The sequence below is a fragment of the Paenibacillus sp. J31P316 genome (genome assembly GCF_056269105.1).
In genome coordinates this window covers 14,347-29,932 of sequence record NZ_JBWDNI010000019.1, presented here as the reverse complement: position 1 = coordinate 29,932, position 15,586 = coordinate 14,347, and the positions used below count along the sequence as shown (strand labels likewise).

Here is a 15,586-nt window from a genome sequence, read left to right as displayed (position 1 = left end):
ATGATAACACCTGCGAAAGGTGCCGAGACCGCGCGGCTCGGAAGCGTAACGCCGCTATCCAAGCGCAAGCGATGGCACCGAAACGTCGCAACGCTCAATCAAGCGATCATTATTGCATTGCTGGGGCTGCTCGTCCTGCTGACGCTCGTTCCGATTCTGTTCATGGTGTTCAGCTCGCTGAAGAGCAATGCGCAGATTCTGAGCAGCTTCTGGTCGATGCCGGACCCGATCCGCTGGGGGAATTACCACGAGGCGTTCATGAGCATTTGGCGCTACATCGTCAATACGCTCGGGTATGCCGTCGTCGCCAGCTTCGTCGTCATCCTGCTGTCGGCGTTATCCGGCTATTTATTCGCGAAGAAGACGTTTCCGGGCAAAGAATTCCTGTTCGTCATGATGCTCGCCATGCTGATGATTCCGGGCGTGCTGACCTTGATTCCGTCTTACGTGCTGTACGAGAACATGGGCTTGACCAATACCCCGTGGGTCATCATTATCGCAAGCGCCGCCGGGGGCCAAATCTTCGGTACGTTCCTATGCCGCAGCTATATGGCCGGCCTGCCCGGCGAGCTGTTCGAGGCGGCGCGGATCGACGGGGCGACGGAAGCGCGCGTCTTCTTCCAGATCGTCATCCCGTTGTCGCTGCCGATTCTGGCCACGTTGTTCATCATGCATTTCATGGGCGTGTATAACGATTATATTTGGCCGCTGCTGACGATTCAGGACAGCAAGCTGCAAGTGATCGCGGTAGGACTGACCATCTTCAAGAAGCAGTTCGGCATTACCGATATGGGCATTCAATTCTCCGCGTACGCCATCTCGGCGATTCCGCTCGTGCTGGTGTTTACGTTCGGGATGAAATATTACATTCAGGGAATGACGCAGGGCGCACTTAAGATGTAGCCTTGCAGTCGACGCAGTCGTACATTCGCGCAGTCATGCAAGAAACGTTTGGCTTCAGGCCGGGCGGGGGGACAGCCGTTCCATACGGCATGGTTGCCGCCGTCCGGTTAACAATAGGGTTCCGAAAAAAAGGAGGCATCCCGATTATGAAGGCCAGAAGAAAAAGTTTGGTTTTTGCAATTGTAACCGCATTCATGATTCAGCTCTTCGCTCCGATCGGCGTATTCGCCGGCGCCTACGATCCGGATTTGGCGGTGAAGGACGCATACGGAGGCAAGGCGATTTATCCGGAACAGGTCATCAATGATTTCAACACGCCGGACCAAGCGGCGCCATGGAGCGCCGGCCTTAACGTCAAGACGGTGAACGTCGCCACGACCCTTCTCAATTCGCCAGGCTCGCCGTTCGAAGGAGCGGGTGCGCTCGAAGTGACGCCCGAGCAGGTCAAAGCGTATGAATGGCGGACGATCTCCCGAACCTTCGCCGCCCCGCTTGATCTCTCGAACGATAACTTCCTGTCGTTAGCAGCGAACATTTGGGGCTGGAAACAAGACGATTTCTATCTTCGGATCACGCTTACAAGCGGTGCGGACACGTTCGAGGCCGTCTCGGGCTTAGGCGCGAACAAATGGAATGTTCTGTACTTCGACATCCATGATTGGGCCCATAAGAACGCGATCGACCGCATCGATATCTCCTATATGAAGAACTATGATCTGGACGGCATGTCTCCCGGCGATCCGGGCTACGATTTCTGGGACGGCAGGCTGCAGCTGGATCAGCTGAGCGCCACGCAGGCAGCCGGGCTGGAATTCAATATTCCCGGCGTCGCGGAGGGATTCACGGCATCCGGCGGAACCGCCGACGTGGCGTCGACGCCCGGCGTCGATTCCTTGCGCTATACGGTGACGGATACGGGGAATACGTATCTGGAATCCCCGGCTTTGAATTTGGATGCTTCCAAACGCAACGTCGTCGATCTTCGCATGATGAACGATACGGGCGCTTCGAAGCTGAAGATCGCTTGGACAACCGATCAGGATCCGAGCTGGAATGAGGCCAAATCGATGTCGTTCGACATCGCGGATTCGGCGGTTTACGCGGACCATTCGTTCGTCATGGCCAACAGCTTGTGGAAGGACCGGATCGACCGCATTCGGATTACGCCGGTAACGGCTTCCGCGCCGGGGACGATGCTGGACGTGGACCGGGTCGACTTCTCGCTGCAGAATGTGGATGCGTATTCCTATCAAGGCGATGTCGAGCATGCGCTCATCGACGCCGGAGGCGCTTCGATTACGGTCGACGGCAGCGTGAATGCCGACTATCTAAGCGCGAATGCGGGCGCTGTCGTAGAAGCGTTCGAGCTTCCCGTCTATATGGACGAGAAGACGGCGGATTATGCGGCGATGACGCCATTGGCATCGGATGCGGCGGCAGGTACGTTCAGCCTGAGCTTCAATACGGCCGAGAACGGCAAGAGCCGGATCTATTCCAAATTCGCGGTCGTATTGAAGAACGGCAATGGCGATTACGCCCTCGCCGATACGGCCCAATACGTGACGAACCCGGAAATTCTCGCGGCCAACAAGGAGCCGTACACGCCGACCAAGAGCATCAAGGGGCTGCAGGTGCAGCTGCCGGCGGATGCCGAGCGGCTGGGCGTCCAGCATGGCGCGATCAACATTGCTTACGACCAGCTGCTGACGGTGAGCGATCACGGCGCGGCTTCCATTCCCTATGATTTTAACGGCAAGACCTACTACTTCAGGAAGTCTTCGATCGCCGACTTGGACAGTCAGATCTCGTCCATGACGAACAACGGCATGGCGGTGACGGCGATTCTCATCATGTACCGCACGGGCATGACCGACCCGGACTCGCCGAACAAGGACATGATTCATCCGGACAGCACGCCTGACGGCACGGTATTCGCGCCTAATCTGACGAACGATACGGGCGTCGATTACTACGAAGCGATTACGAGCTTCATCGCGGATCGCTATTCGAGAGCGGACAACGCTTACGGCAGAGTGATGGGCTATATCGTCGGCAACGAGGTCGGGCAGAATAAAGTATGGAACAATATGGGCCCTAAGCTGCTGGACGATTACATCGATCAATATGAGCGTACCGTTCGCGCCACCTACAACATCGTGAAGAGCAAAATGGAAAACAGCAGAGTGTACATCTCGCTGGATCATTTCTGGAATTCCGGCAACTCTCCGGAATCGCTATGGGTCTACGACAATAAAGCGGTTATCGACAAGCTGAACAAGAAAGCCCAAGCCGGCGGCAATTACGACTGGAATATCGCGTTCCACCCGTATCCGGAGGATCTGTTCAACCCGAGAACGTGGAACGACGCAACGGCCACGAACAGCTTCGATACGTACCGCATTACGTTCAAGAACCTGCAGGTGCTGACGGATTATTTGCAGCAGGCGAGCCTCAAGTACGACGGCGAACAGCGGCATGTCATTCTCTCCGAGCAAGGCTTCCACAGCGGCGGGAATACGCAGGCGGAGCAAGAAGTGCAGGCTGCGGCGTACGCGTACGCTTATTACAAAGTGAAGTCGCTGCCCGGCATCGATGCTTTCATCCTGCATCGTCACGTGGACCATGCCGGGGAAGGCGGGTTGAATCTGGGGATCTGGACGCATACGCCGGACCAAGTGAGTCAACCCGGCACGCAGAAGGTATTGTATGACGTTTTCAAGAACATCGACACCGTCGATTCGCTCCAAGTCGCGGATTTCGCCAAAGAGATTATCGGCGTGGATGCGTGGGCGGATGCCATCGCCGGGTTCGATGCTTCCCAATTGGAACAGCGACCCGTGCAGGAATCGGCCCCGATGGGCTTGCCTTCCTCCGTTGCGGGCGAAGTGCCGCTTAGCAGCTTCGATACGGACATAACGGGCTGGTTCGCCACGGACAACGTCACCGGAGCCGAATGGAATGCGGCCGATGCCGCGGCCGGAGCAGGCAGCTTGAAGGCTGGCGTGACCGGATCCTGGGTTCAGGATTACAAGGGCGTGACCCGCGTGTACGATACACCGTTGGACTTGTCCGCAACGCCGGTCATTCAGGCTGCGGTCAAGGCTGTCGGCATCGGCACGGGCGAGAAGGCGAGATTCATGATCCGCGCCTACAGCGGCGATCGCGTCATCGAGGGCACGGCCGTCGCGGACGCGGAGAAGTGGGACACGGTCGCGATCGACCTCGCGGGATGGGCGGGCCTTGGCAGCGTCGACCGGATCAAGATTTGGGCGCAGCCGGAGAAACCGGTCGTCTGGTCGTCCGGTTCGCTCGGAGTGGATGAAGTGACGGCTGCCGCTTCCGCGGACATCAAGCAATTATCGGTCACGTTGGATCCTCATGCGGCGGCGGTCAAGGTTGGCGATACGCTGACCGTGCACGTGCGCAACTCCGGCAACGAAAGCTTCTCCGGCGACGTGAAGGTAGAAGGATTGAACGGCGTTGCCGTCGACAAAAGCACGGTGCCCGTTACGATTCCGACCGGCGATGAAGCGGTGATTACGACCGCGATTACCGCGATAACGCCAGTCGATTACCAAAACGGCCAGCTGCAAATTACCGTCGGCGGGGAAACGTACCGCTTTCAGCTGACGGAGGCCGGTTATCCGGACTATACGACGGATGCAGGGAATCTGGTATTCGGCGATTTTGAAGGCAAACGCACGGACGGATGGGTTGCGGGGAGCGAGACGGCCGCGGCGACTTCCGTTCAGTCGGATACGTTGAATCATTCTCCATCGGCCGCGCATCACGGCTCGTACATGCTTGAAGCGGTGAAGTCGTCCAATATTGCGACGACGGAGAGCAAAGTGGTCAAGACGTTCAAAACGCCCGTGGATATGAGCGGGTACGTCTCGGTCAAGGCCGATATGTACGGTTGGGGCGGAACGTCGTCCGCATACGTGGCGACCATGAAGCTGATCGCGGATGACGGCACGTCCGTGATCGTGGAACAGGAGATGAGTCCGGATACGTGGGTCACTCTATCCGCGGATCTAACGGATTTTGCCGGCAAGAACCAAGTGAAATCGATCGAGCTGTCGTACAAGGGCAAAGATACCGTGTACTTCTCGGGCGCTTGGGGCGGACATTTCTACGTGGATCACGTGAGAACCGAAGGAACGGTTGATTCCGGCGGTAATCCGGGCAATGGAGACGGAAATGGAAACGGTAACGGCAACGGAAGCGGGAGCGGTGCCTCCGGTAGCGTGAACATTTCCGTTGGCGACAACGGGGCGAGCGCTGCCGCAACGCTGGATGCGGCAACGGGCAGCCTGACGGTTAACATGACGGCTGATATGCTGGCAAAAGCTTTCGCCGGCGCCGATAGCGACGCGCACGGCATCAAGAATGTACGGGCGGATCTTTCTTCGGTCGACGGCGCGAAATCGTACGTGCTGGAATTCTCGCCCGACAGTCTGGCTTCCGGAAAAGCGGCACGGACGGTTAGCGTGGTGACGCCGCTCGGAACGGTCGCCATTCCTGAAAATCTGCTTCATAACCTTGGTATCGAGGCCTCCAGCAAGGTCGGGATCAAGGTGGAGGCAGGGGACAAGAACGGTATGAAGCTGACGCTGCTGGTGGACGGCAAGGCGATGGCGCTACGCAATCCCGGCGTTCGGATTATCGTCACCCTTCCGTATGAGCCATCCGCGGAAGAACTGAATGCTCACGCGCATATCGTCGTTGTCGCAATTGACGACACTGGCCATACCGCTGCCGTTCCTAACGGCAGATATGATAGCAAGTCAGGGACCATTACGTTTACGGTCGATCGGTTTGGCCAGTACGTCGTGTCGTTCGTGCAGAAGCATTTCGACGACTTGAGCAAATTCGCCTGGGCCAAGGACAGCATTGAAGTTCTGGCATCCAAGGGCGCGTTCCAAGGCGTATCGGAGACCTCTTTTGCTCCGGCAAGAGCCGTCACGCGTGCCGAGTTTCTCGTTATGCTGCTTGGCACGCTGGGCATTTCCGCGCCGTTCGATTCGAACTTCAGCGACGTGAAGCCGTCCGACTTCTATTATGAGGCGGCCGGCATGAGCAAAGCGCTGGGCATCGCGAACGGGACCGGAAGCAACGCGTTCCGTCCGAACGAAGCGATCTCCAGGCAGGATATGATCGTCTTGGCTGCAAGGGCCTTGCAGCTGGCCGATCAATCGAAGCCGTCCTCGGGCGGCGGGAACTTGAACCCATTCAAGGATCGCGACCAAGTCTGGGATTACGCCGCCGCAAGCATCATTCAATTTGCGCAGGCCGGGTACATTCAAGGCGCGGGCGGACTTTTGAACCCGAACGGGATGACGACCCGTGCCGAGGCGGCCATGCTGCTGTATAGAATCTATCAGAGCTAAACAGTGGGTAGATAAATAATGAAGTGCCGGGAAGAACTCTGGATGCCGCTTGTTATAAGCGGTGTCCGGGGTTCTTTTTGGTTTGTCCGGCGGGGCGTGCGACTGCGCAGCGGGCCGAGGGGCTTGGCCGCACCTATGCGAAAGGTGGAGCAGAGATGCGCCCAGTTTTAGGAGCTCGATGAGCTGAAATTGGGCTGGAATTGTGCGATAGTGCAGCTTTTGGAGTTCGATAAGCTGAAATTGGTCTGAAATTGTGCAATACAGCAGCTTTTGGAGCACGATGAGCGGAGGTTGGGCTGAAATTGTGCGAAATTGCAACTTTTGGAGTTCAATGAGTCGAAGAAGTGTTGGATTTGTGCGATAAAGCAGCTTTTGGAGCCCGGTGAGCGGAGGTTGGGCTGAAATTGTGCGAAATTGCAGCTTTTGGAGTTCAATGAGCCGAAGAAGTGTTGGATTTGTGCAATACAGCAGCTTTTGGAGCACGGTGAGCGGAGCTTGGGCTGAAATTGTGAGAAAATGCAGCTTTTGGAGTTCAATGAGCCGAAGAAGTGCTGGATTTATGCGATAAAGCAGCTTTTGGAGTTCAATTAGCCGAAGGTGGGCTGAATTTGTGCGATCGTGCAGCTTTTGGAGCACGATGAGCCGAAGGAGGGCTGAAATTGTGCGAAAATGCAGCTTTTGGAGTTCAATTAGCCGAGGGTGGGCTGAATTTGTGCGGGACAGCAGCTTTTGTTCAATGGCTTTGCAGCGGCGGCTCACCAAAATGAACAAAAATTATTATTTATACAATGAATAATAGTTTTTTACCAAACCTCCATATAGGAGTAACATGCCGCTTACAATTCGGACTTATAGTCATGGAGGAGATGAAAAAAACCATACAGATGCGGCGCGTTAACGCCCATCGCCCAGGAGGATAACCAACCATGTTGAACCGCCTACATCAGAATAAGCCCGCGAAGACGGTGCTCGCGCTCGCTGCGGCAGCGATGATCATGACCGCTTGCGGACAGAACGCCGACAACGGCAATGCTTCCGCAAACGGAGAGTCCGGCACGAACGCCAGCACGAACGCGAACGCTCAAGCAGCTGGAAACGAAGCGAGCACCAACGCCGCCGCGGGCAACGGTAGCGGTAATGCAGCGGATGCAACGGCGTCCGCGGAATCGGTCGACGCCCTGTATGCCAAGGCCAAAGAAGAAGGCAAGGTCATCGTTTACTCCACGTCCGGACGCGCCAACGACGCCGCCGAGACCTTCATGAAGCAGTATCCGGGCATTAAAGTCGAAGTGAGCAAGGTAAAATCCGACGAGATGATGGATAAGGTCATGAAGGAACAGGATGCCGGCCAATTCAACCCCGATGTCATCGTGACGAAAGAAGTCAGCGGCGCCGTCGAGGAAGAAATGGTGAAGCCGGGCCGCTACATTAAATACTTGCCGGAAGATATTGCGCCGAACGTCGACGAGCCTTACCGCACGCAAGCGGAAGCTTACGCCAACTACGTGGAATTCCGGACGATCTTCTACAACGCGAAGCATTATGCGAAAGCGCCCGTGAGCAACTGGTGGGACCTGACAACGCCGGAATTCAAAGGAAAAGTCTATACGGCCGATCCGCTTAGTTCGCCGGCCTTCATGGATTTGTTCACGACGATGGTCACGAACAGCGACGACATGGCAGCCGCGTACAAGGAAAAGTTCGGCAAGGATATCGAGCTGCACGGCACGGAGAATGCCGGTTATGAATACATACAGGAGCTGTTCGACAACGGCCTGATCGTGCTGAAGGGCAGCGACGACGTCCTGGATGCGATCGGCAAAGCGGACAGCGAAGCGGTCGGTCTTGCGGTATCGGGCGACGTTTCGAAGAACGAAGAGAACGGCTGGACGATTCAGCCGATCTACGACATCAAGCCGAAGACGGCGGTTCCGGATGCCGGCTACTTCTTCCTGGCGAACAAAGCGCCGCACGAAGCGGGCGCGAAGCTGTTCCTCCGCTGGATGATGGGCGAGACGGACGCCAAGGGAGCGGGCCTGGATCCGTTCAACGAAGTGGGCTCGTGGGTGCCGCGCTCCGACGTGAAGACGAAGAACGACGTTTCGTTCGAGTCGCTCAACCTGTGGCCGTTCGACGGAGAAGCGCTCTATAATGCCGCTCCGAAAGTACGTGATTTCTGGATCAAGCAAAAGTAATGCAATCGTAATTCACAGCAAGGGCGGAGAGAGCAGTGGCGAAAATAACGGCGTCGATCAACCAGCGGCCGCGTTGGCAAAACATCATCTTGAATCGGCTGCGGAATCCCGTTCATCTGATCGGGGCCGCGGCCCTTCTCTTCTTAATGTACACGGTCATTTGGCCGGTGCTGCGGATCGCCTGGTCGACGTTTATTTGGCGGCAGCAGGATATGCGATTGACGGGCGAAGCGAATCCGGGTCACTTCACGCTCTACCATTGGATTCGCGTGCTGGTGAGCGACATGAGCTTCTCCTTGTTCTACAAGCCGCTTCTGAACTCATTGGCCGTAGGCGCGACCGTGTCCGTGCTTTCGATGGCAATCGGGTGCGGGCTCGCTTGGCTCGTAACGAGGACGGATATTCCGCTGAAGCGGACGATTTCCTTCCTGGCGGTCATCCCGTATCTGCTGCCGGCGTGGATTCTGTCGCAAGCCTGGCTGACGTTCTTCAAGAACGGCAAGATCGGCGGGACGCCCGGCATTCTGCAGTCGCTCCTCCATGTGTCGCTGCCGGATTGGCTGTCGTACGGCTTCGTGCCGATCGTCATCTCGTTGTCCATTCACGACAGCGTGTTTTTCTTCCTGATCGTCGGCGCCGCGCTGAGCTCGATGAACAGTCAGCTGGAGGAAGCGGCGAGCGTGGCGGGGGCGAGCCGGCTGACGATTCTGCGCAGAATCGTCATGCCGCTCGTGCTTCCGTCGATTTTGTCCGGCTTTATCCTGATCTTCACGAAGGCGATCAGCTCGTACGGCGTCCCGGCGCTGCTCGGCACGCCCGTCAATTTCTACATGATCTCGACGATGCTCTATTCCAGCATGCGCTCAAGGCTGACGACGGAAGCGAACGTGCTCAGCCTGACGCTCATGCTCATCTCCATGCTGGCGATCTACCTCAACCATCGCGCCATCGGACGCAGGAAGAGCTTCGTGACGGTGACCGGCAAGGGCAGCGCGCGCACGCTGACGCCGCTCCGCTCGTGGAAATATCCGGCGGCGACGCTTGCTTCGCTGGGGATGGCCATGGTTGCCGTCGTTCCGCTGCTGGTGCTGCTCGCGCAATCGTTCATGCTTAAGGAAGGCACATACAGTCTAAGTAATCTTACGATGCATTATTGGTGGGGCGGCTCCGACCCGGATATCAACACGGGGGAGAAAGGCGTGATGCAGAATCCGATCTTCACGCTGGCGCTCAAAAATTCGCTCACCATTGCCGGAGCTGCGGCGATCGTGGCTGCCGTGGTTGGGGTGGTACTCGGCTATGTCGTGGCGCGAGGTCGGCAAAGCTGGCTGGGACGAGCGGTCGACCAGGCGTCGTTCCTGCCGTATCTGATTCCGGGCATCTCGCTGGCCGCGCTGTACATCTCGATCTTCGCCAAGCCGACGTTCTTCCTGCCTGCGCTGTACGGCACGATGACGCTGCTCATCCTTATCACCGTCGTGAAGGAGCTGCCGTTTACCGTCAAGGCCGGCAGCGCCTCGATGCTGCAGATCGGCACGGAGCTCGAAGAGGCCGCTCAGATCAGCGGCGCCTCGTGGTTGTCGCGCTTCCGCCGGATTTTGCTGCCGCTGAATCGCAAGAGCCTCGTATCGACGTTCCTGCTCGTATTCATCGGCGCGATGAAGGAGATGGAGCTGATCATCCTTCTCGTCACGCCCCGCACGGAGACGCTGACGACGCTGACGTTCTATTACGCGGAGAAAGGCTACGAGCAGCTGACCAATGTCATTCTCATGATCATTATTTTCATCGTCATTGCGGTATACGCCGCGGCGGTCAAGTTCGGCAAAGCGGATCTGACGCAAGGGATAGGAGGGCAATGATGACAGCAATCGAGTTAAACAATATCCAAGTTCGCCTGCAGCAGAAACAAGTGCTTAACGGCATTGACCTTGTCATCGAGCAGGGTGACTTCATCACCTTCCTCGGTCCTTCCGGCTGCGGCAAGACGACGCTGCTGCGCACGATCGCGGGTCTTCAGCAGGCGGATGCCGGCACGATTCGCATCGGCGGCAAGGAAGTGGCTAACGGGGAGAGGTCTTTCCATACGGAACCTTCAAAACGCGGTCTCGGCCTCGTGTTCCAAAGCTATGCGCTATGGCCGCATATGACGGTTTTCGAAAATGTCGCCTTCGGTCTGCAGGTGCGGCGGATGAGCAAGGCGGATATCAAACGAAGCGTGCAGGCGGCGCTCGATAATATGCGCATTCCGGAGCTGGCGAGCCGGTATCCCGGCGAGCTGTCGGGCGGGCAGCAGCAGCGCGTGGCGATCGCGCGCGCCATCGTCACGCAGCCGGAGATTCTGCTGCTCGACGAGCCGCTGTCCAACCTGGACGCGAAGCTGCGGGTGGAGATGCGCGCCGAGCTGAAGCGGCTGCACCAAGAGCTGCATACGACGATCATTTATGTCACGCATGACCAGCAGGAGGCCTTGTCTCTGTCGACGCGGGTCGCGGTATTCTTCGGCGGGCGCATCGAGCAGACGGACAGACCGCGGCAGCTCTACAAGCATCCGAGAACGCTGCAGGTCGCCGATTTTATCGGCAATTCCGGTCTGTATATGAATCGGCTGGACGGCGTCATTGTGCATCATGGCGGACGGGCAAGTTTGAAGACTTCGGTGACCGCGATTCCCTTGGAAGGCTGCGGAGCTGAGACGAACGACATGAAGGTCGTCATGACGATCAAGCCGGAAGAGATCCGCTTGTTCGACCAGCAGGAACCAGACCGTATTCCGGTTACGGTGGAGGCCGTGTTCCCATCCGGTTCGGAGACGCTCGTGCAGCTGCGGGCCGGAGATACGGCCATGACGGCGCGCGTCATGGGCGACGCCGAGTATGAGCCGGGGACCGCGCTTTATGCCGACCTGCGCAAGGAACACATGAATATTTACGACGAGCAGACGGGCACAAGGCTCGAGAAGCTTCGTCCACTATCGAACCTATCGGAGGAATCACATCATGAAAATCGACATGCACTTTCACGTTAAACTGTCCAAGAAAACAAACTTCGAGCGGGAGCACTTCGACAGCATGATCGGCGAGGCGCGGGCGAACGGCCTGGATGCCATCACGCTGACGGAGCATTTCAACACGCACCGGTTCGAGGACGTATACGGCACGCTGGATACGATGTATCCGTGCAACAACCACTACTACGATGCAGACGGCTTCCGCATCTTCACGGGCATGGAGGTCGACGTTGCCGAAGGCGGACATATCCTCGTCAGCGGCCCGAAGGATAAGCTGCTGGAGGTTCGCGCGGCGCTGGATGACCACACGACGCCTGACCGCTTCATCGGGTTGGCCCGGCTGTTCGAGCTGTGCGAGCCGCGGGGGATGCTGGTCATCGGCGGCCACCCGTTCCGCGAATCCAACCATCTCTACCATATCGATCGCGAGCTGCTGCGGCGCTTCGATGCGTTCGACCTGAACGGGAAGGACCTGCACGAGATCGGCATCCAGGAAAATATCGCGAAGGTGCTGCAGCTTGGCACGGAGCTTGGCGTTCCGGTCGTGGCAGGCAGCGACGCGCATCAAATGTTCCAAGTCGGATGCGTGCACAATGCATTCGCTAGCCGCATCGAGACCATCGCGGAGCTGAAGGAAGCCATCCGCTCGGGTACGTACAAGCGCGAGATCTCTCCTTCGCTGCATTTGCAGGTGCGCGCGGCGAACATGGTGAAGAAGCTGCTCAAGAAGAAGAAGGAAGTCGTCTAATCGCCGGAGGGAGAACGGGAATGCGCGTGGAATCGCTTTGGGCCGGCAGGGCCTTCACGAAGGGCCATCAGCGGCTCGCCGATTATATCAGCAAGCATATGGACGATATCGCCTTCATGGTCGAGGAAGACCTGGCGCAGGCATGTCAAGTGAGCATATCGACGGTGTCGCGCTTCTGGGCGGAGATTGGGTTCAAGAATCTAAAAGAGTTCAAGCAGCGGGTGAAGGACGAGTTGCTGATGTCGCCGTCGCGCAAGTTGCAGTCCGCGTTCGTGAAAGTCACGGACGGCACCGCGGCCGCGTCGCATGTCATGGCGGCGGCCGATTATCTCCGGCAGACGGCGGACCGGCTGGAGCAGGCCGACTTCGAAGCGGCTGCCGGACTGCTGGGGACGGCGGGAACCGTTCATATCTACGGTCCGGGCTCCGCCGAGGGCCTCGCCGCGCTCATGGATTTTCGCCTTACTCGCTTCGGCGTCCCCTGCCGCCGATTGACCCGCGGCGGACATGAGCTGTTCGACCAGCTCATTCATGTCCGGCAGGAGGATGCGATCGTCATCTTCGGCTTCGTGTCCGAATCGCCGGAGATGGCGGTGCTGCTCGCGTTCGCGAAGGAGCGGGGCTGCCGGACCCTGCTGATCACCGATCTTGCGGTCAGCGGCATGCTGGGCAAAGCGGACGTCTGTCTCTATACGGCCCGGGGCGAATTGTGGGAGTTTCATTCCATGGTCGCGCCGATTGCCGTTATCGAGGCGCTCTTCGCCGCGGTCGGGAAGCAGCGGGAAGCGCAGGCCTTGCACAACGGCGAGGAACTGCACCGGCTGCGCCGGCAATACCGGGGTGTGTTGCCGAAGAACGTGTGAAAATTAACATTAATGCCGTTAATAATTAATGCCGGTGCTCACCAACCCGCGAAGAAATTATACGCGAGGGCGGGAGTCCCGGCTTTTTCTATCCATAAAAAATAGAGCCTCCCAAACCAGCATGGCACCATGGCGGATGAACCGCGGCAGCATGTGTGGGAAAGCTCGTAAGCAATGTAAAAGGACTCTTATTCGCTCTCGCCGTTCAAGGCAGCTACGGCACGCTCCACGAAAGGCGACAGATCGGCGATCCGCTTAGACACGCTTCCGGCGGATACTTCGTAGCGCTTCGCGACCTCGGTCTTGGTGATGTCCGTGCGTCCGGTCATCTGGGCCAAGCCGTACTCCAGCGCGGCGAACACGACGCCGGGCTTCGGCACGACAGGCTCCTGCTCGCGCGAATAGGCGAACCAGAGGAGAATCGTTGCGTTAATCTCGTCCCACGTATAGCGTTCGGACAGGTGTTGAACCAGGGATCTAGCCATAATGCCATATTGGGAATTGGACCAGGACATCCGTTCGATGGCCCCGTACATTTCTTCGATCGTTTCCGGTACGACACCGTATAGGGCAGCCTCCGTGCTCGGCTCGGCGCCAGCCGCAGTCAAAACGCTGACGTTTGCCGTGCGGGCTGCTTCGTCTTGAGGGAGGCAGCATTTCTTGTATTTGATACCGCTGCCGCAAGGACAGGGGGCGTTGCGGCCCACTTTTGCTTTGTTCGTCATCGGGTAAATCGCTCCTTTACGTTAATCATGGTAACAGAAAGGTTCCCTTGTCATCAATGATATGCCCAAAAAGACATAAATATTGGGCAAGCGGAGCAGAGTGCGATATGGCATAATGATCGAGGGTAAGAAACGCGCAAACGTCAGTGTTCATCATGAGAACGAAGGAGATTGACCTTTTTATGAAACTGGGGGAACTGCAGGGGGAAACGATTCCAACCTGGAAAAAATTAAGTTTATTCGCGCTCACGTGGCCGATCCTGATCGACTCCATTTTGCGGATGCTGCTGGGCACCGCGGACGTGTTCATGCTAAGCCGTATATCCGATAACGTGGCCGGCGCCGTCGGTTTGGCCAATGAATTGATCGTGTTCTGCATCCTGATGTTCGGTTTCGTCGCGATCGGCACGAGCGTCGCGGTCACGCAGCATTTGGGCGCAGGGAAGAAGGAGACGGCCAGCCGGATCTCCGCGCTGGCGATTACGCTGAACGTGATCTTCGGCCTCTTTATCAGCCTGCTGTTATTCGCGTTCAGCAAGCAGCTGCTGGAGATGCTCAACCTGGAACCGGCCCAAATCGCGATCGCGAACAAATATTTGAAGCTCATCGGCGGCTTTATCTGGGTCGAAGCGATTTCTTACGCCGTATCTTCGATCCTCCGCGCGAACGGCAGAACGCGGGACGTCATGTTTGTCACGCTTGGCGTCAACTTGATTCATGTCGCAGGCAATTACATGCTCATCTTCGGGCATTTCGGAGCTCCGGAGTGGGGCGTGACGGGAGCGGCCGTATCGACCATCGGCAGCCGGGTCATCGGCATTATCGTGCTGATCGCGCTGATGTACCGCAGGATTCCGAGCCCGATCCGGCTCAAGGATTACGTGTCGTTCGATAAACGGCATATGAGTACGATTCTGGGCGTCGGATTGCCGGCTGCAGGCGAGCATATCGCTTGGCAGTCCCAATATATGATGATCATGGTGTTCGTGAATATCATCGGACAGCAGGCGCTAAGCGCGCATATCTACGTGTACAATATCAGCATGTATTTCATGGCCCTGTCCACGTCGATCGGCATGGCGACGGAGATCATGGTCGGCCATATGGTCGGCGCGGGCGAGAAGAAGGCGGCGTATCACCGGCTGCTGCGGAGCCTGCGTATCAGCATCCTGCTGACGGCCTCCGTGGTCGGCATCACCGCTTTGTTCCGCTACCAGCTCGTCGGCTTGTTCACCGACGATCCGAAGATTATCGCGATGGGGGCGGGCATCTTCCTCATCTCGCTCATTCTGGAGCCTGGGCGCGTCTTCAACATCGTCGTCATCAACTCGCTCCGGGCGGCAGGCGATGCGAAATTCCCGGTGCTCATGGGCGTGTTTTCGATGTGGGGCGTTTGCGTGCCGCTGGCCTACTTCCTCGGCGTGCATCTGGGCTGGGGGCTGCCGGGCGTATGGATCGCCTTCACCGTCGACGAATGGCTGCGGGGGCTGATCATGCTGGCGCGTTGGAAGAGCGGCGTCTGGGCGAGAAAATCGTTCGTTCAACCCGCGACCGTCGTGCAGGAGCCGGTCGAGGCAGTTATCAGCGCGTGAATGAAGGCAGCTTTGGGCGACTTTCGCCCGAGGCTGTCTTTTTATTTTTTCGTAAAAGAACGGAATTCACTCCCATCATCAACAACTCGTTTGCTGCGGAAACGTGGATTCATGAGGCCCGTCCATATTATAATTGCTATATCTTTACAGGGGGCGGCTG

Annotated in this window: 9 protein-coding genes; 8 read left to right on the top strand and 1 reads right to left on the bottom strand. The window is 57.5% G+C overall.

Annotation, left to right across the window (positions count from 1 at the left end; all coding sequences use genetic code 11):
* The 7 genes from AC0YNU_RS29070 to AC0YNU_RS29040 all read left to right on the top strand — a co-directional run bounded on the left by AC0YNU_RS29070 (position 1) and on the right by AC0YNU_RS29040 (position 13,109).
* On the top strand, positions 1-903 hold the full coding sequence (locus AC0YNU_RS29070; protein WP_475762871.1) for a carbohydrate ABC transporter permease: 903 nt from the start codon (positions 1-3) through the stop codon (positions 901-903).
* Between the two features lie 146 nt (positions 904-1,049).
* A complete protein-coding gene (locus tag AC0YNU_RS29065) occupies positions 1,050-6,293 on the top strand; it encodes a DUF5722 domain-containing protein (RefSeq protein WP_475762869.1) in 5,244 nt (1,747 codons plus the stop codon).
* Between the two features lie 926 nt (positions 6,294-7,219).
* Positions 7,220-8,488: an ABC transporter substrate-binding protein gene (locus tag AC0YNU_RS29060; RefSeq protein ID WP_475762867.1), complete on the top strand. Its 1,269-nt coding sequence runs from the start codon at positions 7,220-7,222 to the stop codon at positions 8,486-8,488.
* 35 nt (positions 8,489-8,523) lie between these two features.
* Positions 8,524-10,350 carry an ABC transporter permease gene (locus AC0YNU_RS29055; protein ID WP_475762865.1) on the top strand — a complete coding sequence of 609 codons (1,827 nt, stop codon included), beginning with the start codon at positions 8,524-8,526 and terminating at the stop codon, positions 10,348-10,350.
* Complete coding sequence (locus tag AC0YNU_RS29050; protein ID WP_475762863.1) at positions 10,350-11,516, top strand: ABC transporter ATP-binding protein; 1,167 nt, start codon at positions 10,350-10,352, stop codon at positions 11,514-11,516. The genes AC0YNU_RS29055 and AC0YNU_RS29050 overlap by 1 nt, the downstream gene beginning before the upstream one ends.
* Positions 11,488-12,246: a PHP-associated domain-containing protein gene (locus AC0YNU_RS29045; protein WP_475762861.1), complete on the top strand. Its 759-nt coding sequence runs from the start codon at positions 11,488-11,490 to the stop codon at positions 12,244-12,246. The genes AC0YNU_RS29050 and AC0YNU_RS29045 overlap by 29 nt, the downstream gene beginning before the upstream one ends.
* Positions 12,247-12,266: 20 nt before the next feature.
* Positions 12,267-13,109, top strand: a complete 843-nt coding sequence (locus AC0YNU_RS29040; RefSeq protein ID WP_475762859.1) for a MurR/RpiR family transcriptional regulator — start codon at positions 12,267-12,269, stop codon at positions 13,107-13,109.
* A gap of 188 nt (positions 13,110-13,297) precedes the next feature.
* Here the strand turns inward: AC0YNU_RS29040 and AC0YNU_RS29035 are convergent, their stop codons facing one another.
* A complete protein-coding gene (locus AC0YNU_RS29035) occupies positions 13,298-13,834 on the bottom strand; it encodes an SEC-C metal-binding domain-containing protein (protein ID WP_475762857.1) in 537 nt (178 codons plus the stop codon).
* Positions 13,835-14,016: 182 nt separating this feature from the next.
* Between AC0YNU_RS29035 and AC0YNU_RS29030 the strand changes: the two genes are divergently transcribed.
* The gene (locus tag AC0YNU_RS29030; RefSeq protein WP_475762855.1) at positions 14,017-15,426 is read left to right on the top strand and encodes an MATE family efflux transporter; all 1,410 of its coding nucleotides are present in this window, start codon (positions 14,017-14,019) and stop codon (positions 15,424-15,426) included.
* Positions 15,427-15,586 lie beyond the last annotated feature (160 nt).